We start from the raw sequence: 21,344 nt of genomic DNA, 5'->3' as shown, positions 1-21,344 counted from the left end.
GGTATTCCAGAGACCTGCATTCGATCCGAGAAGCCGCGGCGTACTGGATCCCCGCGCCCGTGCGCAATTGCGCACTAGGCGGGGATGACGAGTGGGCCGAGTACAACGACCGCGGCAGGGGATGAGGCTCCGTTTGTGTTTCGTTCTCCCGGCGCAGGCGGTATCACTAGCCCATGACATCCCAGCCGATTCGCTCTCCCGTCCGCATCATCGGTATCGATCCGGGTCTCCGCCGCACCGGCTGGGGCGTGATCGAGACTGAAGGCAACCGTCTGGTCTACATCGCCTGCGGTTCGGTCGAGCCGCCGGACGATCTGCCGCTGGCGAGCCGGCTGCTCGCGATCCATGAGGGGCTCGCCGCCGTGCTCGGCGACTACAGACCGGCGGAGGCGGCGGTCGAGCAGACCTTCGTCAACAAGGACGGCGTTGCCACGCTGAAGCTCGGCCAGGCGCGCGGCGTCGCCATGCTGGCGCCCGCAATGTTCGGTATCTCGGTCGCCGAATACGCGCCGAACCAGGTCAAGAAGACCGTGGTCGGCGCCGGCCATGCCGAGAAGAACCAGATCCAGGTGATGCTGAAGATCCTGCTGCCGAAAGCCGAGCCGCCGTCCGCCGACGCCGCGGACGCGCTCGCGGTCGCGATCACCCACGCGCATCACCGCCAGAGCACCGCGCTGCGGCTCAGGGTGGCGAGCCTATGATCGGCAAGCTGAAGGGTCTGATCGATTCCTATGGCGAGGATTACGTGATCCTCGACGTCGGCGGCGTCGGTTATCAGGTGCATTGCGCGAGCCGCACGTTGCAGGCGCTGCCGTCGCCAGGCGGTGCCGCCGTGCTCTCGATCGAGACCTATGTCCGCGAGGATCAGATCAAGCTGTTCGGTTTCCGCTCGGATCACGAACGCGAATGGTTTCGCCTGCTGCAGACCGTGCAGGGGGTCGGCGCCAAGGTCGCGCTTGCGGTGCTCGGCACGCTGCCGCCGACCGATCTCGCCAACGCCATCGCGCTGCGCGACAAGGCGGCGGTGGCGCGGACGCCGGGGGTCGGGCCGAAGGTCGCCGAGCGTATCGTCAGCGAATTGAAGGACAAGGCGCCGGGCTTTGCCGATGTCGATCCCGCGGTGGTGCAGCTCTCGGGTGCGATCGACAACAATCGCGCGCCGCGTCCAGTCACCGACGCGATCTCAGCGCTGGTCAATCTCGGCTACGGCCAGCCGCAGGCCGCCGCCGCCATCGCCGCCGCCTCGCGCAGCGCCGGTGAGAAGGCCGAGACCGCGCAGCTGATCCGGCTGGGCCTGAAGGAATTGTCGAAGTGAGTTGTGCATTGGAGCGCCTCTTTTCTTCACCTCGCCCCGCTTGCGGGGAGAGGTCGGATCGCATCGCAGATGCGATCCGGGTGAGGGGGTACAGGTCTCGACGCACATCGCGCTCGCGGAGGGAGCCCCTCACCCCAACCCTCTCCCCGCAAGAGCGGGGAGAGGGAGAACAATCATCTCGTGTTAGTCTCGCATCATGAATACGCCCTCGCGCATGGTCTCGCCCGAACGCCGCTCCGATGATGTCGGCGACACCGCACTGCGGCCGCAGTCGCTGACGGAGTTCGTCGGCCAGGCCCAGGCGCGCAAGAATCTCTCGATCTTCATCGAGGCCGCGAAGAAGCGCGGCGAGGCGCTCGATCACGTGCTGTTCGTCGGTCCCCCCGGCCTCGGCAAGACCACACTGGCGCAGATCGTCGCGCGCGAACTCGGCGTCGGCTTTCGTGCCACCTCCGGCCCGGTCATCGCCAAGGCCGGCGACCTCGCGGCGCTGCTGACCAATCTCGAAGAGCGCGATGTGCTGTTCATCGACGAGATCCATCGCCTCAGCCCGGCGGTCGAGGAAGTGCTCTATCCCGCGATGGAGGATTTCCAGCTCGACCTGATCATCGGCGAAGGTCCCGCGGCGCGCTCGGTGAAAATCGAATTGTCGAAATTCACGCTGGTCGGCGCGACGACGCGCGCGGGGCTGCTCACCAATCCGTTGCGCGACCGCTTCGGCATTCCGATCCGGCTCAATTTCTACACCGAGGAAGAGCTGGAGAAGATCGTCACCCGCGGCGCCCGCGTGCTCAATATCGGCATGAGCCCGGATGGCGCCAACGAGATCGCGCGCCGAGCCCGCGGCACGCCGCGCATCGCCGGCCGCCTGCTGCGCCGGGTGCGCGACTTTGCCTCCGCCGCCGACGCCGATTCCGTCGACCGTGGCATCGCCGACCGGGCGCTGAGCGCCCTCGAGGTCGACAGCGCCGGGCTCGATGCGATGGACCGGCGCTATCTCACCACCATAGCCCTGAACTATGGCGGCGGGCCGGTCGGCGTCGAGACCATGGCGGCAGCGCTGTCGGAGCCGCGCGATGCGATCGAGGACATCATCGAGCCCTATCTGATCCAGTGCGGCTATCTGCAGCGCACTCCGCGGGGACGGCTCCTGACCTCGCATGCCTTCCGCCATCTCGGACTCGCCGAGCCGAACCGCGACCCCTCGCAGTTCGGCCTGTTCGGCGGCAATGGCGACGAGGATTGACGCATGATCCGGAACAGCGTGAAGCGGTTTTCATGCTCGAACAAAAGGCCTCCGCTCCCAAAGACGTGAATGACGTGTTGATGCAGCGCGTCGCGCTTGCCGGTAACCTTGCCTACTAACCATTGCGGCATCCCTGCAGGCCGTCCGCACAAACGCGGCCCAATTTCGCTCCAATCAAGGGCCTATGATAGCTCAGAGTGTTTTCGACAAGCGCCAGGCATCACCGATCACACATCCATGATTTCACGTCGTCATGTTCTGCGCGGGTTCGGCGGATTGACCGCCGCCACCGCTTCGACCGCGGCCTATGGCTTGAGCGAGCCGGTCGTCCGCCTCGCGCTCACGCGCTACGATCTGTCGCCGCGGCAATGGCCGGCGGACTTTCCGCTCAAGATCGCCGCACTCGCCGACATCCATGCCTGCGATCCCTGGATGTCGCTCGATCGCATCGCTGAGATCGTCGAGCGGACGAACGCCCTGAACCCCGACATCATCGTGCTGCTCGGCGACTATGTCGCCGGGCTACGTCATGTGACGCGCTTCATTCCGGCCTCCGACTGGGCCGCGGTGCTGAAGGGCCTGAAGGCGCCGCTCGGCGTGCACGCCGTGCTCGGCAACCACGACTACTGGGAAGACAAGGCGGTACAGCGCTTGGGGCGCGGCATCCCGCTCGCGCGCCGCGCGCTGGAGGGGGCGGGGATTCCGGTCTACGAGAACGACGCGGTGCGGCTCGCCAAGGACGGCCGTCCGTTCTGGCTCGCCGGTCTCGGCGACCAGCTCGCCTTTATGGCGGCGCGGCCCTATCGCCAGGTCTCGCGCATCGGCGTCGACGATCTTAACGCGACGCTTGCCAAGGTCACCGACGACGCGCCGGTGATCCTGCTCGCGCATGAGCCCGACGTCGCGCTCCGCGTGCCCTCGCGCGTCGCGTTGCAGCTGTCCGGCCACACCCATGGCGGACAGGTGCGACTGCTCGGCTGGTCGCCGGCGGTGCCGGTGAAGCACGGCATGCGGCTCGCCTATGGCCATATCAAGCTGAAATGCGACGTCGTCGTCTCCGGCGGCCTCGGCTGCAGCATCATGCCGTTCCGCCTCGGCGTGCCGCCCGAGATCGTCCAGATCACGCTTGGCGCAAAGGGGCCGGTGGTGTCCTGATCAGCCAGGCTGATGGCTGTCTATTCTGGCGCGCCGTGCTATACTATGCTTATGAGTTCAGCCGTTGAGAAAGCCGTGGAAGCGTTGGAGTTGCTGCCTGAGGACATGCAGGAGCAGGCGGCTGACTACCTCCTCTCTCAGGCCAGGAAGTTTCGGGCGCTTAAGGACGCGATCGACGAAGGGATGGCCGATGTCGAAGCGGGCCGCGTCGTTCCGTGGGATCTCGAAGAATTCCTCAAGCAGGCGCGCTCGCGAACCCGGCGATAGACCATGAGCCTGCGGATCGTTGTCTCCCTGCGAGCACGCTCCGACATCCTCGATATTCATTCCTATCTCGCAGACCGCAGTCCCGCGGCTGCGGACCGAATGCTCGTTCGCCTGTCCGAGCGATTTGACAACCTGAGCGAATTTCCCTTGCTTGGTCCGGACCGAAGCGAACTGCGGCCATCATTGCGCGGACTGTTGATCGAGGGGTACATTGCATTCTATTTGGTGGAAACGGATCGGATCGTGATCGTTCGCGTTCTCGACGGCCGCAGGGACATCGAACGAGAGTTTCCGAAATGACCTCACCCATTCTCGACGGCCAGATCCGCGATGGCCGACACCATATGCAGGTCCGTGTCTACTACGAAGACACCGATTTCCCTGATTTGCCGTTATCGTAGTAGGCCAACATGCCGACTTCTTCTCCCTTGCGCCGGTTTTCAGGGAAAAGCTTCATGCCGCAAAGGGCGGCACTGTTCAGGTAGGGCGTATATTCGTAGGGCATCCGCTTGCGAACTGGATGCACCACAATGCAGTCAATCAAGTTACGGAAGGCGACGCGGGTTTCGATCGCTTTCGAATTGATCTTGAGCGCGGTGACCAATTTTTTAACTTCCGAACGGTAAAGCTCGCCGAACTTCGGGTGGTCGAACGGGATCACGTTCTCGCTGCCGTTGCCCAGCAGCCGCAAGCGCGCATCAACGTTTTCTCGCTCCATATCGCACTCATCGATCCGCTTGAGCAGCTCATCGGGTTTACGACGGCTGTTTGCGATGGCATATGATAGGCGCTCTATCTCGGCAGTTAGCGTACGGCGTCGACGCTCGAGGTTGGTGCGTTCGCTAACTTTTTTTCGATCTTTCTTGCGTTCCTCCTGCCAAGCACTCATCGCCTCTTCAATGGCTTTTGGCGAAAGCAATTTCACGTCGATCTTGACGGAGACATCCTCAAGTAGAACGTCCATGTCAAAGCTACGGGTGTGCTCACAGGTACCTCGCTGATGCGCGTTGGCGCATGCGGCGCGCGGCGCGCCATTCCGGGACGATTGCGCAATTCGCATATGGCCGTTGCAAACGCCGCACCGGAGGACACCGGCAAGCGGGTGCTCATTGTTGCGCGGAATCATTGAGCGACGCTGCGGCTTGCCGGTCGGCCCGAACATATGGACAGCGCGCACGCTGCGAACCTTCTGCACCGTATCCCAGAGTGCTTGCGGGATGATCCGCAACTCGGGATTCTTGACGATGATGTGCCGTTCTTCCGGATTGCGGCGCTTCTGTTTCTTCTGCGTTTCCGGGTTGAGAATTGTCGAGCGAACGTTCCAATGTATCTCGCCGATATACAACTCGTTGCCGATAATGCCGCGACCATGACGACCGCCAGTGATGCACTGATGATTCCAAGTGGTGCGACCGGCCTTGTTCTTGTGACGGGTGGCGCCAGGCGAGGGCACACCTTCGCGGGAGAGATCAGCTGCAATATTTCGGGTTGAACGGCCCGAAGCATATTCCTTGAAGATGCGGAGTACGATCTTTGCTTCGTTCTTGTCGATCAAACGCTCGCCGGGCGCTCCAGGCCTCGGCCGATAGCCATACGCGTATGAGCCGGGAATTTTTCCGTTAGCGACAGCGTTGTCATGGCCGCGCCGAACCTTGTCGGCAAGTTGCGGCTTGTAAATCGTGTTATAGAGACTTGCGATGCTGATATCGGTAGCGGTGGCGTAAATGCCTTTCTGATCCATCAGCTCAACGCCGTTGAACTCGAAAACCTGCTTTAGGCGCTGGATCGTTGCGGGATCGCGCGACAAGCGGTCGAAATGCTCAACGATGACCACGTCAAAGTCATGGTTTCGAACACCGTTTAGCAATCGTTGATAGCCGTCCCGCGCATCTTCGGTAAGACCAGACTTTGCGGCGTCGACGAATTCATCGATGACATCTAGGTTATTGCGTTCGGCGACCTTTCGGCAGAGCAATAGCTGACCGTCAATCGAGGTCGCCTTTTGCATGTCGCTGGAATAGCGGGCGTATAGTACGGCTCTCATTTTGGGTGACGCTGCCATCATGCCGTTCCCCTATCGGCTGCCCGTGACATCCTTTTCGTCCCGTGCAATCTGCCGCCCAATGGCGCGCGCCAGCTCAAGCCAAATTTCCTCATTATCGGGATTGTCCCAGCTCTGAGGGTGGGAAGGGTCAAGCGGTCGGATGATCGCCCTTTGCTCCCGAGGCGATCGGATTCGGGTACGCATTACAAGCTGGCCAGCGGATGTTAACGTAAAGTGCCGGCCCGCGCTACAGCCGGGCGGCAATCACTTGCGGCGCTTGATTCCAGGTTCGATCCCTCCCGTCCCAGCAAGGATTTTTTCATGGTTTCATGACCTTCGCCGGCGCGACAATCCGATCTAGATCGTCCTTTGGCCACAGCTTCCGTTGGCTGCGGCCACAACCCGACGGGGATCATTGCAGGATCAGGGTGGCGCATGACTTTTGCCTTTTCGAAGCGCTCACGGAAATCTCGATCTGCGGGCTGTGAGTCAATTCATGTTGGCCGCTACAGCGGCAAATGAAAATGAGATTCTTCGAGTACATCAATGCCGGAATCGAGCGTTAGCGCACTCCTGCGATGGTGGTCGTGGGCGGGAGCAGATCTGCTAAGCAAAGCGGAGTAAAAATACTTGCGCGTGACGGCGACGAGTTGATGGGCAGGGAGGCTTCCGCTGCGCTCGGCGATCCAGCACTCGCGTTTAACCTCGCGGGCAGTCAGACAAAGGGAGCATCGGTTCGAGCTAATCTCTTGGTGCTTCCCCTGATATCGAGCGTCATTTTCTTTTCAATCGCTGGCGTGGTGGTCTGTGTAGGATCGGCGCGGCGCGCGCCTCAGGAAAAGCGGGCGCAATTCGTCGGAGTGGACGCTTACGGCTTCATCGCGCTTCTCGTTGGCCCCCTCCGCTCTCGTTCAGGCGGGCTTCGAGCGAACTGATGCTGGCGAGCACAGCTTCAAAGCTTGGCGGTTCGCCGAAGATCATGCCTTGCATGGCTCTGTAATCGACGCGCAGCTGGTCGATCATCGCGTCATGCGGCGCCAGCGCGAACGAACCCGGCGCCGCATTCGCAAGATCGAAATCCGGTCGATTGAAGAACATGCGGGCATGCGCGACGCAGTCCGCGCCGAGCCCTGTGTCCCCCATAGCGGCTTCGCCGATCGGGTTCCGACCTAGCTGGTGCAGGTCGTAGTAGTGACGGGACACGCGTTGGCCGCCGCCGCGCAGCTCCCCGCGCTGGTCGAACCAGCGGCGCAACCCGTGGAGGATGACGACCTTGTCCCAGAAGGTGCGTTCGGGATCGACGGTGCGCACGGCCGGGACGGTGAGGTCAAGCGTCGGCAGATCGTCGTCGACATAGGGTTTGATCGGCACATCGCTATTTGGGTCGAGCGCGGATTTTGCGCCTGACTCGATCTTGATCGCCGCTCGCACATAATCCGACCGCGGCGTCGCCGTGGGATACCAGATCAGTAGCGTCTGCCCGTCGGGATCGGCCTCGTCGGCTTCCACGCGTGCTGCGCCGGCATCGAGGCCGGCAGCCTGAAGCCGATCCTGGAGGATCTGTGTCAACTCAGCGCGCAGCGAGCCATTAATGTAGGCTTGGCAGGCGTCCTTGATTGCATCAAGCCGCGCCCGACGTTTCTTGCCGCTGAGCGCGTCAAGCTCCTCGATGGTCGCCGGCTCGCCGATATCATCCCGAAACACCGTCACGTCGATGTCTTCGGAGAAGCGATTGATCAGGCCGAACCCTTTAGACAAGGACGTTCCGCCTTTGAAAAGGAGGCGGGGTCCTCCCGTCTTCAGGCCATGGAACAAGGCATCCAGCGCCCAGCAGACCCAAAAGTCCTTCTCGATATTCTGGGATGCCGTGCCGAGGCGCAGCGCCGTCGTATCGAAAGCGCTCAACATCACGTCCGACCCGGCCGCGAGAACCTCATCGAAAGCCGGGTTCATGCCTTCGCCCTCCGAGTTGTGCCGCGATTGGCGGTTGGCTTCTTCCGCGTGGAGCGTGGTTTCGGCTTCGGACGTGCGACGGCCGCGTGACGCTGACCATCATCGCTGTCGCCTCTCCTTTGTCGGTGATGAGCATGATCAGCGCCACCATGATCGGCATCATCACGATCATCGTTGTGCCGGCGCCCAAGGCCGGCATCGGGTTCGATGAGCGGTTTTAGAAACACCCGCATCCATGTCGGAAGAGCCGACATGCCGGCGGTGAGATCGGCTTTGAGTGGCGATCCCGCCGTCGGGTCGTCGAAAAGCCTAGCGAGCTTACGCTTGACCTGATCGCTCTCGCCTTCACGCGCTAGGAGATCCCGCAGCCAATGAAGCGCTTGGACAACTCGCATTGCCGGTCGCCCTGCCCAGAATAGCTTGCTGGCCGCGGTTGGACGAAAGGTGATCGTCACGTTACCAAGCTTTATCGCGCGACGACGCGCCTCGGTGTGCACCACGATTTTGGCCGGGACGGCGTCAGTCAAACCCAAATCGTTCGCCGCGGTCATGCCGTCGACAAGCATTCGCGTTTGGTCGCGTCTTCCGACGGCGTCGATGACCGAGCGCGGATCGGGCGGGTTAGGTTTTTGCGTGAGCTTGTTGAAGCCAGGCCGATCGTAGAGCCCGCGATCAATCCGCCTCAGGGTTCCGGCATTCGCCAGCCGCTGCAGCGTCTTATCGACGGCGTCCCGCGAGGCGAGGTCGACGAAGTCACTAGGCGTCCAGACCTTCCGCGGCGCGTCCGCACGGATGCGGTCAAGCATAACGGTCTTGAGGTCGGGCGAGTGGCTGTTCATGTCCGAAAATTGTAGCTCTTTTTCGGACACAGGACAAGTTCCTTGTCCGAAATAGATATACAAGCTTCGGACAACTCAGTCACTTGAGGGAAGCACCTTCCCCTGCGGCGAGGTCGGCCCCGCGCTTCTGAATCAGAGCCTGCGACACGCTGACCGATTCCTTCAGAGCTTTATCTGCACGATGAATATCCGCAAGATTGAGGTCTCCAATTCTGTTGGGATGATCCAATTCTGTTGGGATGAAATGAATCGACAGGCCGAAACGGCCCGAAGAGCGGAAATACGCCGATACTGACAACCTGAATTCGGGCAATACGCTTTGAGGGGAAAGCCTTCCCCCTACGCCGAGCCTGTGGTCTCGGCCGTCCCCCTTCTGCGAGGAGATCCCCGCAACTACCTTAGAGTCAGAGTGCGGACCGGATTTGCCGTGACGGGTTGCAGGCTGGAGGAGAGGCCTCCGGCGCCCGTCGCGGAGATCCGCGATGTCCAGAACGACCACATCCGCTGGTGCCGGCGTGAACCGGGCGAACCTCTATGATGAAATCACCGACAAGATCATCGGCGAGCTGGAGGCCGGCCGCGTGCCCTGGGTCCAGCCGTGGGGAACGGCTGCGGCGAAGGCGCCGCTCGCCATGCCGAAGAACGCCGCCACCGGTCGGCAATATTCCGGGATCAATATCCTGATCCTCTGGGGCGCCGTCATCATTCATGGCTATCCCGGCCAGAGCTGGCTTACGTTCCGCCAAGCGCTCTCGCTCGGGGGTAACGTCCGCAAGGGTGAGCACGGCACGACCGTCGTCTACGCCGACCGCTTCGTGCCGGACGACGAGAAGAAGCGCGCACGTGAGACCGGCGAAGAAGCCGCCACGATACCGTTCCTGAAACGGTTCACCGCCTTCAATGCGGCGCAGTGCGAGGGCCTGCCCGAGGACGTGGCGATCATCGCGCCGCCACCTCCGCCGGGCCTGATCGAGCCGCAGGTCGAGGCGCTGATCCGGGCCACCGCCATCGATTTTCGGATCGGCGGCAATCGCGCCTTCTACGCGCCGGACGCCGACTTCGTCATGGTACCACCGCCGCACGCCTATTTCGAGCCGATCAACTGGCATCGCACGGCCCTGCACGAACTCGGCCACGCCACCGGCCATGCCTCAAGGCTCGGCCGCGATCTCACCGGCAGCTTCGGCACCAAGAAGTATGCGTTCGAGGAACTGGTGGCCGAAATGAACGCGGCCTTCTGCTGCGCTTCGCTCGGCATCGTGCCGACCGTCCGGCACGCCGATTACATCGGCTCCTGGCTCGAGGTGCTACGCGAGGACAATCGCGCCGTGGTCCGCGCCGCCTCTCAGGCCAGCAAGGCGGCCAATTGGATTCTCGGTTTCCTGCCGGCCGACGACCAGACCCGGCCCGGCATCGACAGGAGGGCGGCATGATCCTCCTCACTCCCGAGATGCGCGAGCGCCTGCTCGCCAACGGCCGTGAGCCTGACGCCGACCATGTGCCCGTGGTCAAATTCTTCAACCCGCTCGGTGAAGGAGTCTGGCTTGCGACCGAGCTCGACTCCGACGGAGATACTCTGTTCGGCCTGGCCGATCTCGGCGAACCTGAACTGGGATCATTCAGCCTGGCGGAGATGACGGCAGTCCGTCTGCCGTTCGACATGGCAATCGAACGCGACCTTCTCTTCGAGGGCATGGTTCCGATTTCAGTTTGGGTCGAGGCAGCGCAGCAGACCGGCAGCATACGGGCGGCGGAGCGCATGCTCTACGCCGCTGTGCGGTCCAACGCGAGGGCAAGTGACGCTCTTCCCGTGACCTTGTGAGGGCATCGAGAGAAGAGAGGGAGAGGGCTGCGCCGGTTTTCGCGGCGGGTTGGAGACCGAGAGAGGCTCTCGGCTGCCCGCCGCGGAGACTACCCCGATGACTGCTGCCGTTCAGAAGATCACCCTGTCGTCCTCGCGCGACATTCCCTTCAACAAACTGGTACTCAGCCAGTCGAACGTCCGGCGCGAGAAGGCCGGCGTCTCCATCGAGGAGCTTGCCGAGGATATCGCCCGGCGTACCTTGCTCCAAAGCCTCAACGTCCGGCCGGTCCTCGACGCCGAAGGCGCAGAGACCGGCATGTTCGAGATTCCGGCCGGCGGGCGCCGTTATCGGGCGTTGGAGCTGTTGGTGAAGCAGAAGCGCCTCGCCAAGAGTGCGCCGGTGCCTTGCGTCGTGCGAGATTCCGCGACCGACATTCTCGCCGAGGACGACTCGCTTGCCGAGAACATCCAGCGAGCTCCGCTCCACCCGCTCGACCAATTTCGAGCCTTCCAGGCTATGCGCGAGAAGGGCCGGACCGAGGAAGACATCGCCGCTGCCTTCTTCACCTCTCTCAACGTGGTGAAGCAGCGCCTGCGCCTCGCCTCTGTCTCGCCCGCTCTGCTCGACGTCTATGCCGAGGACGGCATGTCACTCGAACAGTTGATAGCCTTCACTGTCACCACGGAGCATGCTCGCCAGGAGCAGGTCTGGCAGGCTATCTCCGGCTCTTGGCAGAAGGAGCCCTATCAGATCCGCCGCATGCTGACAGAGAGGACGGTGCGCGCTTCCGACCGGCGAGCCGTGTTTGTCGGCCTCGACGCGTACGAGGCGGCTGGTGGCGTGGTGCTGCGCGATCTGTTTCAGTCCGACGACGGTGGCTGGTTGGAGGACGTCGCTCTGCTTGACAGCTTGGTCGCCGAGAAGTTGAAAGCAGAGGCGGAAACGATCGCTGCCGAAGGCTGGAAGTGGATCGAGGTCGGGGTCGACTTCCCCTACGGGCATACCCGTGGCTTGCGCGAGCTGGGCGGCGAGCCCGCCGATCTCACGGCCGAAGAGCAGTCGACCATCGAGGCGCTCAATGCCGAATATGCCAGGCTCGAATCCGAGCATGACAGCATGGACGAGCTGCCCGACGAGGTTGACCAGCGGCTCGGCGAGATTGAGACGGCTCTCGCCGCTTTCGACAATCGGCTCGTCAACTATCAGCCAGCCGACATCGCCCGCGCGGGCGTGTTCGTCAGCATCGACGCCGAAGGCACGCTCTTGGTCGACCGCGGCTATGTCCGGCCCGAGGACGAGGTGCCCGTGGCCGAGCCGGGGCAGGACAGGGATGGCGAACCCGCTGCTGCGGTCGTGGACGGCGCCGAACCATCGGCCACACAGCGCGCCGTCATCACCATCGGCGGTCAGGTTGCGGAGCCCGAGGACGATGATGCGGTGAAGCCGTTGCCGGACCGCCTGCTGACCGAGCTCACGGCGGAGCGGACGCTGGCGCTGCGCGACAAGCTGGCGATCACGCCTTCGGTCGCCTTCCAGGCGGTGCTGCACAAATTCTGCCTCGACGTCTTCTCCCGCTATTCCTCCTACGGAACGGCGATGGAGGTCTCGGTGCGCAGCGCCAGCTTCCCGGTGCAGGCGCCGGGGCTGAAGGACACGCCGGCGGCCAAGGCGATCGACGCGCGCCACAAGACCTGGGAGGAGCGCCTGCCGAAGGACAAGGCGGGCCTCTGGGATTGGCTCACCGGTCTCACGGGCGACGAGCAGGCGGCGCTCTTTGCGCACTGCGCCTCGTTCGGCGTCAGCGCGCTCTATGAGAAGGGCGACCGCTACGGTGGCGGCACCACGCCGCATACCGTCGAGCAGCGCATCACTGAGGCCGATCGCATTGCAAGCGCCGTCGATCTCGACATGGTGAGATCCGGCTGGCGTCCCACCGCCGAGAACTATCTCGGCCGGGTCCCGAAGCGCCGCATCCTCGAGGCTGTGCGCGAAGGCGCCGGCGAGCGGGCGACCCAGCTCATCGATCACCTCAAGAAGGGCGACATGGCCAAGGAGGCTGAACGCCTCCTGGCCGAGACCGGCTGGCTGCCCGAGCCCCTGAGGATGGCCGACCCGGACCAGCCCGCGGCCGTCGACGCCGTGGAGCCAGAGGTCGACGAGGCGCTGCCGGAATTTCTCGGCGCCGACGACGAGGAAGCTCCGGTCGATGAAGCGGACGATCCGCACATGATCGCTGCCGAATAGCGCGACCATGCGGGCCGGCTCGGGCCGTCCCGCGTCGCTCACTGCCAATCCAACCCAAAGGCCGGCTCGCGCCGGGCTTTTTCCATTCTGGAGACTCACGTGCCCCTTTTCACCATCGAGACGACCTATCATCTGCCGATCCATCGACAGCGAAACTACGAAGCCGAAACGCTCGACCAAGCCTGCGATCTCGCGATTGCCGACGAGGACTGGGACGACAAGAAGTCGGACGTCGAAACGTCCGGCGACACCTGTGTCACCGGCGTCTGGGAAGGCCGCGACGCCGCCTATATCGGCCGGCCCCTGCCGATCCCCTCACGTTTCGGCGAGCAGGTCCAGCGCAAGGCCGATCACTTCGAGTTGCTGCTCGGTCTGCTTAAGATCCTCGCTCATGATCCAGAAGGCGGCTCAGCCGATGTCGAGCTTTGGCGCCGACGGGCGAACGCTGCCATCGCGAAGGCCGAGGCCATTCTCGCGGGCGAAAACGATCCGATCGAGGCGTCATGACGCAATACATCGTCACCGTCGTCGAAGGCGATGCGAGCTACCTCACGAAAGCGGTCGCCGCCGCGAGCGGCAATACTGCTTGGCCATGCTGGCAGTTCGGACATTGACGAACGCTCAGTGAAAGGCGCCCCCGCCCAGCCGGCGAGGCGTCTTTTCTCATGTCGGCCACGGCCACACTACTGAGAGGGAGAGGTCGGCCGGAACGGGTTTGAGCCGGTGCGGTCCAAGAGAGAGCGCCGTCCGGCTCGCCTGTTCCCGCTCTCCTTAAGGCTTCCTTCATGACCGACCGTTCCCCGATCGCGGCCGACCAGGCCGCGCCGATCTCGCCTGTCCGCGCTCCCGAGAGCGCCAGCGTCATCATCGCTGCCGCGGAGCTTCTCCCGCATCTCGAGCATGGCCGACGCATCGATGCCGCAATTCTGCGCGCCGCCATGGAAGCGGCCTTCGGCGTATCCGATGCGACGGGCGCCTGGGATTGGAAGTTGGCCTACGACGCCTGTGAGGCCGCTACCGTCCTGTTCCTGCGCAAATACGGGAAGGCGCTGTTCCGCAAAGCCGACTCTCCGGCTTCACGACTTTCCGCTTTGGACAAGATCGCGGGCCTTCTGCCGACCCACACGCGCCGCTCTGCCGAAAGCGAGACGTTCCAGCAATTCTCGACGCCGATCCCGCTCGGCCTTGCCGCGCTTACTGCGGCCGCCATTACGCCGACGGATCGCGTGCTGGAGCCGTCCGCAGGCACTGGGCTGCTCGCCATCCTCGCCGAGATCGCCGGCGGCGCGCTCGTCGTGAACGAGTTGGCCGAGACCCGGGCGATGTTGCTCTCCTCCCTCTTTCCGGCCATCTCAGTCACACGCTTCGACGCAGCCCAAATCGACGATCACCTCGATCCCGCCGTCGTCCCGACTGTCGTGCTGATGAACCCGCCGTTCTCGGCGATGGCGAATGTTTCCGGCCGCATGGCCGACACTGCGTACCGTCACATCGCCTCGGCCTTGGCTCGCCTTGCCGATGGCGGCCGGCTCGTCACGATCACCGGCGCAAACGTCTCACCCAAAGCCTCGGCTTGGCGCGATGCCTTCGCCCGGCTGCAGGAGCGCGGCCGCGTGGTGTTCACCGCCGCGATCGCTGGCGCGGTCTATGCCAAGCACGGCACGACGATCGAGACGCGGTTGACCGTTATCGACAAGGCGCCGGCCGATGATCCGCGCGCGTTCCCGGAGTCGCCGGGAATGGCGCCCGACGTCGCGACGCTGCTCCGGTGGATCGGCGAACACGTTCCACCTCGCCTGACCGTCGCATCGACCGGCGCGCTTCTCACGTCAGCGTCGCCGGCGCCTCGTACTGTACGCGGCTATCTCGCACGGGCCGCCGCACAGCCGGCCAAGGCGTCGGTCAACGATCCCGAATCCGTTGATCTCGCCTATGAGACGATCGACTGGACGCCGCCCGAGGGCGCGCGCCTCAGCGACGCCATCTACGAGGAATACCGGCTGCAGTCGATCCGGATTGCCGGCGCGCAGACGCACCCGACCAAGCTGGTGCAGTCGGCCGCGATGGCCTCGGTCGCGCCGCCGAAGCCGAGCTATCGGCCGCGCCTGCCGGCGAACCTCGTCAGCGACGGCATCTTGTCCGACGCCCAGCTCGAGACGGTGATCTATGCCGGCGAGGCGCATGGCGACTATCTTGCTGGCGCCTGGACGGTTGACGAGACCTTCGACCTTGTCACGGCCGCGCGTGACGATGCGCCGAACGCCATCCGCTTCCGCCGCGGTTTCATGCTCGGTGACGGCACCGGCACTGGCAAGGGCCGCCAGTCCGCCGCGATCATCCTCGACAACTGGCTGAAGGGCCGGCGCAAGGCGGTCTGGATCTCGAAATCGGACAAGCTACTCGAGGACGCCCAACGCGACTGGTCGGCGCTCGGTATGGAGCGTTTGCTCGTCACACCGCTGTCGCGCTTCGCCCAAGGGCGGCCGATCCTCCTTACCGAAGGCATCCTATTTTTAACCTACGCTACGCTGCGGTCCGACGACCGCGGCGAGAAGCTTTCGCGCGTCCGGCAAATTGTTGAATGGTTGGGCTCCGACTTCGACGGCGTAATCATTTTCGACGAGAGCCATGCCATGCAGAATGCCGGCGGCGGCAAGGGCGAGCGGGGCGATGTCGCCCCCTCGCAGCAGGGCCGTGCGGGCTTGCGCCTGCAGCATGCGCTGCCCAACGCCCGCGTCGTCTATGTCTCGGCGACCGGCGCCACGACCGTCCACAATCTTGCCTACGCCCAACGGCTCGGGCTCTGGGGCGGGGAGGATTTTCCGTTCGCCACACGCGCGGAGTTCGTGGAGGCGATCGAGGAGGGCGGCGTCGCGGCGATGGAGGTCCTGGCCCGCGACCTGCGCGCGCTCGGCCTCTACACCGCCCGCTCGCTCTCCTACGACGGTGTCGAGTATGAACTGGTCGAGCACCGGCTCACCGACGAGCAGCGTCGGATCTATGACGCTTATGCCGGCGCATTCAGCGTCATCCACAATCATCTCGAGGCGACGATGCAGGCCGCCAATATCACCGGCGAGACCGGCACGCTCAATCGCCAGGCCAAGTCGGCCGCGCGCTCGGCGTTCGAGTCGGCCAAGCAGCGCTTCTTCGGCCATCTGCTTACCAGCATGAAGACGCCGACCCTGGTCCGCTCCATCGAGCGGGACCTGGCCGACGGTCATGCCGCGGTGATCCAGATCGTGTCGACCGGCGAGGCCCTGATGGAGCGCCGGCTCGCCGAGATCCCGACTGAGGAATGGAACGACGTGCGCGTGGACATCACGCCGCGCGAATACGTGCTGGATTACCTCGCCCATTCCTTCCCGGTGCAGCTCTACGAGCCCTTCACCGACAGCGACGGCAATCTCTCGTCCCGGCCCATCTTCCGCGACGGCCAGCCGGTCGAAAGCCGCGAGGCGGTTGCTCGCCGCAACGAGCTGATCGAGCGGCTCGCTTCGCTTCCGCCTGTTCCCGGCGCGCTCGACCAGATCGTGCAGCGTTTCGGCACAGATCTGGTGGCCGAGGTGACCGGACGTTCGCGGCGCGTGGTGCGCAAGGGTGACTGCCTTGCCGTGGAGAACCGTGCCGCCTCCGCCAATCTCGCAGAGACCGCCGCGTTCATGGATGATCTGAAGCGCGTGCTCGTCTTTTCGGACGCCGGCGGCACCGGGCGCAGCTATCACGCCGAGCTGTCAGCCCGGAACCGGCGGCTGCGCGTCCATTATCTGCTCGAACCCGGCTGGAAGGCCGACGCCGCAATCCAGGGTCTCGGGCGGACGAACCGCACCAACCAGGCGCAGCCGCCGCTCTTCCGCCCCATTGCGACCGACGTAAAGGCGGAGAAGCGCTTCCTATCGACGATCGCCCGCCGCCTCGACACGCTCGGCGCCATCACGCGCGGCCAGCGCCAGACCGGCGGCCAGGGCCTGTTCCGGCCCGAGGACAATTTGGAGAGCCACTACGCCAGAGATGCGCTGCGCCAGCTCTATCTGCTGCTGGTATGCGGCAAGGTCGAAGGCTGCTCGCTCCAGACGTTCGAGGACGCCACAGGCCTAAAGCTCATGGACGCGAACGGCATCAAGGACGACTTGCCGCCGATCACCACGTTCCTGAACCGGTTGCTTGCACTCACTATCGACCTGCAAGGGGTGCTGTTCACGGCCTTCGAGCAGCTCCTCAACGCCAAGGTTGAGGGTGCCATCGCCAGCGGCGTCTACGACGTCGGTCTGGAGACACTGCAGGCCGACAGCTTCGTCGTCACCAACCGGCGCTCGATCTACACGCACCCTGCAACCGGCGCGGAAACGCGGCTGCTCACCATCACCGAGCGCCGCCGCAATCGGCCTCTCACGCTCGAACAGGCGATCGAGTATCTCGCCGACTCGCGCGCGGTGCTCCTGGTCAACGAGCGCTCGGGCCGGGCCGCGGCGCAGATCCCCGCGCCGAGCCTCATGCTCGATGACGGCGAGATCGAACGCCGCGTGCGGCTGATCCGCCCGATGGAGCATCAACATGCTTCGCTCAAGATGGTGGACGAGAGCCACTGGCAGGTGGCCGAGCGCGAGGCTTTTGCCGCCGCATGGAACGGCGAAGTCACCGACGTGCCGGCGTTCGCTGAAAGCACGCTCTACATCGTCGCCGGCCTGCTGCTGCCGATCTGGAAGCGGCTCCCGAACGACTCGACCCGAGTTTATCGGCTTCAGACCGACGGGGGCGAGCGTATCATCGGTCGCAGGGTTACGTCGGCCTGGGCGGCGAACGCTTCCGTGGCAGGGACCACCAGCTTGAGCCCCGATCAAGCTTACTCAGCGCTGATGGAGGGCCGAACCGTCCTTGACCTTGCCCAGGGCTTGCAGCTCCGCCGCGTGCGCGTGATGGGGGCCCACCGCATCGAGCTGTCCGGCTTCACTGATACCATGCGTGACCGGCTGCGCGCCTACGGCCTCTTCAGCGAGATCATCTCATGGAAGCTGCGCATGTTCGTGCCATCAGATGCGACCGGCGCCGCCGTGTTGGCGAAGGTGCTCGACCACTATCCGGTCGAGCGCATCGGCGAACGGGAGGCCGCCTGATGGCCCGCCACGACGCCTCCGACCTGGCCCGCCGTCTCGCGCGTGACGCCGAGGCGGTGTGCCGCCATTACCTGTCTAATGGGCAGCGCCAGGGCCGTTACTGGATGGTGGGCGACGTTCGCAATACGCCCGGCCGCTCGATGTTCGTGCGGCTCAAGGAGTCCGCTAAGGGACCGGCCGGCAAGTGGACCGATGCCGCCTCGGCCGAACATGGCGATCTCCTCGATGTGATTCGCGAAAGCTGCGGTTTCATCGACTTTCGCGATGTCGCCAATGAGGCACGACGCTTTCTGAGTCTGCCGCGTCCAGAACTGGAGCCCGAGCCAAATCGCCTCCGATCGAGAAAATCGCCCGCGCCCCTCGGATCACCACAGGCGGCGCGGCGACTGTTCGGCATGTCGCAGTCGATCGTGGGCACACTCGTAGAATCGTATCTCCGCAATCGCGGCATTACGGCTTTGCACGAAACCGGAAGTCTGCGCTTTCACCCGAGTTGCTACTATCGGCCCGACGAGCACTGTGCGACCGAGACCTGGCCGGCGATGATTGCCGCCGTCACCGATCTTTCGGGCCACCTGACCGGCGCGCATCGCACCTGGCTCGACCCGGACGGTTTCAGCGAGGCGACGCTCGGCAAAGCGCCGATCGACACGCCGCGACGAGCGATGGGCGACCTCCTCGGTCACGCAGTTCGATTTGGCGTGGCGGGCGAGGTGATGGCGGCCGGCGAAGGCATCGAGACGATGCTGTCTCTGCGATGTGTCCTCCCCACCATGCCGGTGGTTGCAGCGCTCTCCGCCGCGCATCTCGCCGCAATCCTGTTCCCGGATGCGCTTCGCCGGCTCTACATCGCTCGCGACGACGACCCAGCCGGTGACGGCGCGATGGCCACGTTGATCGACCGGGCGCAGGAGGCCAGGATCGAAGCGATCGTGATCTCGCCACGGCTTGGCGACTTCAATGAAGATCTCCGCCTGCTCGGGATCGACAGGCTTCGCGCAATCAGTCGGGTCCAGATCGCGGCGCAGGACGTCGCGCGTTTTATGGAGCTGGCGGCATAGCCGGAACGGGGGGAGGGGGCGCGGCAGTTCCCCCACCACAGGGTCGATGGCCATGCTTCCCCTCTTCGTCGAAGAGGACCGCGCCCACGGCCTTCTGAGAGGGCGATCGGGCGGCAAGCGGCCCGGACCGGCAACCTCGTGGGCCGACTATTTTCCGTCGGCGGCAGAGCCGCCTTTACATCGCGAGGCAAAATAGTCGGCCCCCTTCGGTCCTCCGCTTCGCTTCGGCCTTTCGCTGCGCTGCGGGTGCAAGTCCGTTCCGCCCGCCGCCTTCGTCGCCATGAAGGCCGCGATGGGCGCGGTCAATCCACCGAAGGAAAGCCGCAATGACCACGGACCACAATGATGATTTCGAGCCGCACCACGGCTCATCCCCGACCGACCAGGTCCTCCAGGAACTCCAGCTCCATGGCTACAGACCCTTCCACGACGAGCCCGATCCCCGGCCGCTTCCCGAAGCAAACGTTCTCGCCGGCAGCATCGCCGACATCTTCGATGCCCTGGTGGTGGCGCTGGGCGATACCCGCCTTGAGCCCGACCTCGAAGACCTGCTCTGGTCGACGGCGAACGTCTTCCATCGCGCCATCGACAGGATCGAGCGCGAGCTCGACGACAACGAGCTGGCGCAGCAGCGGTCTCAGCGGGAGCAGGACGGCAGCGAGATCAAATCCGTCGAGCTGGAACGACTGACGGCAGAAGGGCAGACGTTGATCGAGCGACGCAACGCCTTTGAGCTGATGCGCGACCGGGCCGCTGACCAGTTCGAACGTCAGACCCACTCCGCTTGGCGGCCGCGCAATGGGTCGAAGGTCAACCACCGCAATCTGACCTCCGCGATGATCGACAGCCGCGATTTCCTGGCCGCGAAGAAGCGCGCCGACAACCAGTTGCTTCTGCCCGCAGGGCCGAAGGTGGCGCTGACCGGCGGACTCGACTTCCACGACCACCGGCTGATCTGGTCCAAGCTCGACCAGGTCCACGCCAAGCACCCGGACATGGTGCTGCTGCACGGCGGATCGCCAAAGGGCGCCGAGCTGATTGCGGCCAAATGGGCCGACAATCGCAAGGTCCCGCAGATCGCCTTCAAGCCTGACTGGACGAAGCACGCCAAGGCCGCGCCGTTCAAGCGCAATGACGCAATGCTCCACGAGCTGCCGATCGGCGTCCTGCACTTCCCAGGCACGGGTATTCAGGACAATCTCGCCGACAAGGCCAAAAAGCTCGGCATCCCGGTTTGGAGCTTCGGCACGGGCGGCGCTTAAGCGCCGCCACCTTCAGTCCTCCGGATAGACGAAGGAATTCAAGGTTGCTGGCGCCAGAACTGAGTGCTGTAGTTGTTCAGCTCGCGGGTTTGTGAATCGACCGTTGCCTGGAATGTTTTCGGGATCTTGTCTCCGTCACCACCGTCTCTAAAATAGTCCCTGACCGAATAGAGCGCTCCTCTCTTCAGGTGCTCCCACGTTTGATACAGCTTGGACTGTCGTTCCTGCTCCTGTTTGGCAGCGCTCGGCTTTCGCTTGGGAGCAGGAGTCGTATAGTCGGGACGTGGATCCACGTCATGGACGAAGGTTATGCTGCCGAGCCTCCACTCGTCATCGCCGGTCCGGCGCCACCGATAGCTCACTCTGACACTCAGGCGTTTGTCAAAGCGGTAGGGCGGTATGATCTGGTCATCGACGTGGAAGAGCTGGCCATCCTTCTGTTCCGTTTCCATCCGGCGCTTCATAGCCGCAACTGCGAAGGATAGGTCACGGCCCGCGCGTCGGAGGGTGTCTGCTGTTTCCGCGCGCTTTCGTGGCGCCTTGGCTTCGCGGTGTTCCGTCAAGGCCTGTTCCAAGGAATGGAGTTGCTTTGCAATGTAGGGGCCGCAGCCCGTGAGAGGGAGACGGTGCAAATCACCCAATCGTTCCCCGCGGATGGCTTGCTCGATAACCCTGTCCAGCTCGTTGGTATCGATCGCCGCAAGGGCATCTTGTTGATCACGGGGGATATTGATCTCTCCCATATCGCGTCCTCGTTCTGCCTGTTGAGGCTCGAATGGTCGTGACGACTTCGGGCTGCAGACGTAGGCGGGAAGTCAGCCACCGTAAGAATCGCAATGCCTCGACAAATAATATCAGGACAAGTCTAAAAAATCGCAGGCGCTCTCTTTTACTACGGTAGTCGTCCATGATGCTACAGAGGGTAGACGTCCGGCTACAACGCTTCCCTTCCGTCGAACGTCAATACCTGTGCGTTGCCCTACGGGCCGCGCTTTCGGCTGCGCCGGAACCACGACGTTGCCGTGTTTCCGCCATTCGG

19 protein-coding genes and 1 pseudogene are annotated in these 21,344 nt (G+C 63.9%); 15 read left to right on the top strand and 5 right to left on the bottom strand.

Translation table 11 applies throughout. The annotated features are described in order from the left end of the window. The first annotated feature begins 173 nt into the window (after positions 1-173). From ruvC to PMN64_RS03840, 8 genes and pseudogenes are all read left to right on the top strand, one after another. On the top strand, positions 174-701 hold the full coding sequence (ruvC, locus tag PMN64_RS03875) for a crossover junction endodeoxyribonuclease RuvC (protein WP_411779783.1): 528 nt from the start codon (positions 174-176) through the stop codon (positions 699-701). Next, complete coding sequence (gene ruvA / locus PMN64_RS03870) at positions 698-1,315, top strand: Holliday junction branch migration protein RuvA (RefSeq protein WP_038386561.1); 618 nt, start codon at positions 698-700, stop codon at positions 1,313-1,315. Before ruvC ends, ruvA begins: the two co-directional genes overlap by 4 nt. A 196-nt stretch (positions 1,316-1,511) precedes the next feature. Then, the gene (ruvB, locus tag PMN64_RS03865; protein ID WP_016842550.1) at positions 1,512-2,561 is read left to right on the top strand and encodes a Holliday junction branch migration DNA helicase RuvB; all 1,050 of its coding nucleotides are present in this window, start codon (positions 1,512-1,514) and stop codon (positions 2,559-2,561) included. Next, on the top strand, positions 2,558-2,680 hold the full coding sequence (locus tag PMN64_RS03860; RefSeq protein WP_411779782.1) for a hypothetical protein: 123 nt from the start codon (positions 2,558-2,560) through the stop codon (positions 2,678-2,680). The genes ruvB and PMN64_RS03860 overlap by 4 nt, the downstream gene beginning before the upstream one ends. Before the next feature lie 118 nt (positions 2,681-2,798). Next, positions 2,799-3,716: a metallophosphoesterase gene (locus tag PMN64_RS03855; protein ID WP_411779781.1), complete on the top strand. Its 918-nt coding sequence runs from the start codon at positions 2,799-2,801 to the stop codon at positions 3,714-3,716. A gap of 75 nt (positions 3,717-3,791) precedes the next feature. Next, positions 3,792-3,983 carry a hypothetical protein gene (locus PMN64_RS03850; protein WP_225647888.1) on the top strand — a complete coding sequence of 64 codons (192 nt, stop codon included), beginning with the start codon at positions 3,792-3,794 and terminating at the stop codon, positions 3,981-3,983. 3 nt (positions 3,984-3,986) lie between these two features. Beyond that, a complete protein-coding gene (locus PMN64_RS03845) occupies positions 3,987-4,283 on the top strand; it encodes a type II toxin-antitoxin system RelE/ParE family toxin (protein WP_411779780.1) in 297 nt (98 codons plus the stop codon). After that, positions 4,280-4,363, top strand: a pseudogene (locus PMN64_RS03840) (acyl-CoA thioester hydrolase); the annotation flags it as partial. The gene PMN64_RS03845 and the pseudogene PMN64_RS03840, both read left to right, overlap by 4 nt. Here the strand turns inward: PMN64_RS03840 and PMN64_RS03835 are convergent. From PMN64_RS03835 to PMN64_RS03820, 4 genes are all read right to left on the bottom strand, one after another. Further along, complete coding sequence (locus tag PMN64_RS03835) at positions 4,345-6,048, bottom strand: recombinase family protein (protein WP_411779779.1); 1,704 nt, start codon at positions 6,046-6,048, stop codon at positions 4,345-4,347. The pseudogene PMN64_RS03840 and the gene PMN64_RS03835 sit on opposite strands and share 19 nt — an antisense overlap. Positions 6,049-6,903: 855 nt before the next feature. Next, positions 6,904-7,980 carry a nucleotidyl transferase AbiEii/AbiGii toxin family protein gene (locus tag PMN64_RS03830; RefSeq protein WP_411779778.1) on the bottom strand — a complete coding sequence of 359 codons (1,077 nt, stop codon included), beginning with the start codon at positions 7,978-7,980 and terminating at the stop codon, positions 6,904-6,906. Further along, positions 7,977-8,849 carry a DUF6088 family protein gene (locus PMN64_RS03825; protein WP_411779777.1) on the bottom strand — a complete coding sequence of 291 codons (873 nt, stop codon included), beginning with the start codon at positions 8,847-8,849 and terminating at the stop codon, positions 7,977-7,979. Before PMN64_RS03825 ends, PMN64_RS03830 begins: the two co-directional genes overlap by 4 nt. Positions 8,850-8,898: 49 nt before the next feature. Beyond that, entirely contained in the window at positions 8,899-9,117 is a 219-nt protein-coding gene (locus tag PMN64_RS03820; protein WP_411779776.1) for a hypothetical protein, read from the bottom strand. Positions 9,118-9,301: 184 nt separating this feature from the next. On the opposite strand from PMN64_RS03820, the gene PMN64_RS03815 reads away from it, so the two are divergent. The 7 genes from PMN64_RS03815 to PMN64_RS03785 all read left to right on the top strand — a co-directional run bounded on the left by PMN64_RS03815 (position 9,302) and on the right by PMN64_RS03785 (position 20,305). After that, positions 9,302-10,252 (top strand): ArdC family protein, encoded by a 951-nt coding sequence (locus PMN64_RS03815; protein ID WP_411779775.1) that lies wholly within the window; start codon positions 9,302-9,304, stop codon positions 10,250-10,252. Then, positions 10,249-10,641, top strand: coding sequence for a DUF2958 domain-containing protein (locus PMN64_RS03810; RefSeq protein ID WP_411779774.1), 393 nt, complete (start codon positions 10,249-10,251; stop codon positions 10,639-10,641). The genes PMN64_RS03815 and PMN64_RS03810 overlap by 4 nt, the downstream gene beginning before the upstream one ends. Positions 10,642-10,738: 97 nt before the next feature. After that, the gene (locus tag PMN64_RS03805; protein WP_411779773.1) at positions 10,739-12,868 is read left to right on the top strand and encodes a ParB/RepB/Spo0J family partition protein; all 2,130 of its coding nucleotides are present in this window, start codon (positions 10,739-10,741) and stop codon (positions 12,866-12,868) included. A 99-nt stretch (positions 12,869-12,967) separates the two neighbouring features. Next, the gene (locus tag PMN64_RS03800) at positions 12,968-13,375 is read left to right on the top strand and encodes a hypothetical protein (protein ID WP_411779772.1); all 408 of its coding nucleotides are present in this window, start codon (positions 12,968-12,970) and stop codon (positions 13,373-13,375) included. Positions 13,376-13,653: 278 nt separating this feature from the next. Beyond that, positions 13,654-17,982 carry a strawberry notch-like NTP hydrolase domain-containing protein gene (locus PMN64_RS03795; RefSeq protein WP_411779771.1) on the top strand — a complete coding sequence of 1,443 codons (4,329 nt, stop codon included), beginning with the start codon at positions 13,654-13,656 and terminating at the stop codon, positions 17,980-17,982. Then, positions 17,982-19,043, top strand: coding sequence for a toprim domain-containing protein (locus PMN64_RS03790; RefSeq protein ID WP_411779770.1), 1,062 nt, complete (start codon positions 17,982-17,984; stop codon positions 19,041-19,043). Before PMN64_RS03795 ends, PMN64_RS03790 begins: the two co-directional genes overlap by 1 nt. Before the next feature lie 326 nt (positions 19,044-19,369). Beyond that, complete coding sequence (locus PMN64_RS03785) at positions 19,370-20,305, top strand: DUF2493 domain-containing protein (protein ID WP_411779769.1); 936 nt, start codon at positions 19,370-19,372, stop codon at positions 20,303-20,305. A 38-nt stretch (positions 20,306-20,343) separates the two neighbouring features. On the opposite strand, the gene PMN64_RS03780 is transcribed toward PMN64_RS03785, so the two are convergent. Continuing rightward, positions 20,344-21,048, bottom strand: coding sequence for a hypothetical protein (locus PMN64_RS03780; protein ID WP_411779768.1), 705 nt, complete (start codon positions 21,046-21,048; stop codon positions 20,344-20,346). Positions 21,049-21,344 lie beyond the last annotated feature (296 nt).

The organism is Bradyrhizobium sp. UFLA01-814 (assembly GCF_046718885.1).
Classification (GTDB): Bacteria; Pseudomonadota; Alphaproteobacteria; order Rhizobiales; family Xanthobacteraceae; genus Bradyrhizobium; species Bradyrhizobium elkanii.
This window is presented reverse-complemented; position numbering and strand designations above follow the sequence as displayed.

Bases quoted from the DNA above. Each gene is read 5' to 3' on its own strand.
- PMN64_RS03805 (WP_411779773.1), top strand. From the start codon at position 10,739: ATGACTGCTGCCGTTCAGAAGATCACCCTGTCGTCCTCGCGCGACATT.
- PMN64_RS03780 (WP_411779768.1), bottom strand. From the start codon at position 21,048: ATGGGAGAGATCAATATCCCCCGTGATCAACAAGATGCCCTTGCGGCG.
- PMN64_RS03855 (WP_411779781.1), top strand. From the start codon at position 2,799: ATGATTTCACGTCGTCATGTTCTGCGCGGGTTCGGCGGATTGACCGCC.
- ruvA (WP_038386561.1), top strand. From the start codon at position 698: ATGATCGGCAAGCTGAAGGGTCTGATCGATTCCTATGGCGAGGATTAC.
- PMN64_RS03835 (WP_411779779.1), bottom strand. From the start codon at position 6,048: ATGATGGCAGCGTCACCCAAAATGAGAGCCGTACTATACGCCCGCTAT.
- PMN64_RS03815 (WP_411779775.1), top strand. From the start codon at position 9,302: ATGTCCAGAACGACCACATCCGCTGGTGCCGGCGTGAACCGGGCGAAC.
- ruvC (WP_411779783.1), top strand. From the start codon at position 174: ATGACATCCCAGCCGATTCGCTCTCCCGTCCGCATCATCGGTATCGAT.
- PMN64_RS03830 (WP_411779778.1), bottom strand. From the start codon at position 7,980: ATGAACCCGGCTTTCGATGAGGTTCTCGCGGCCGGGTCGGACGTGATG.
- PMN64_RS03810 (WP_411779774.1), top strand. From the start codon at position 10,249: ATGATCCTCCTCACTCCCGAGATGCGCGAGCGCCTGCTCGCCAACGGC.
- PMN64_RS03795 (WP_411779771.1), top strand. From the start codon at position 13,654: ATGACCGACCGTTCCCCGATCGCGGCCGACCAGGCCGCGCCGATCTCG.
- PMN64_RS03785 (WP_411779769.1), top strand. From the start codon at position 19,370: ATGACCACGGACCACAATGATGATTTCGAGCCGCACCACGGCTCATCC.
- ruvB (WP_016842550.1), top strand. From the start codon at position 1,512: ATGAATACGCCCTCGCGCATGGTCTCGCCCGAACGCCGCTCCGATGAT.
- PMN64_RS03845 (WP_411779780.1), top strand. From the start codon at position 3,987: ATGAGCCTGCGGATCGTTGTCTCCCTGCGAGCACGCTCCGACATCCTC.
- PMN64_RS03790 (WP_411779770.1), top strand. From the start codon at position 17,982: ATGGCCCGCCACGACGCCTCCGACCTGGCCCGCCGTCTCGCGCGTGAC.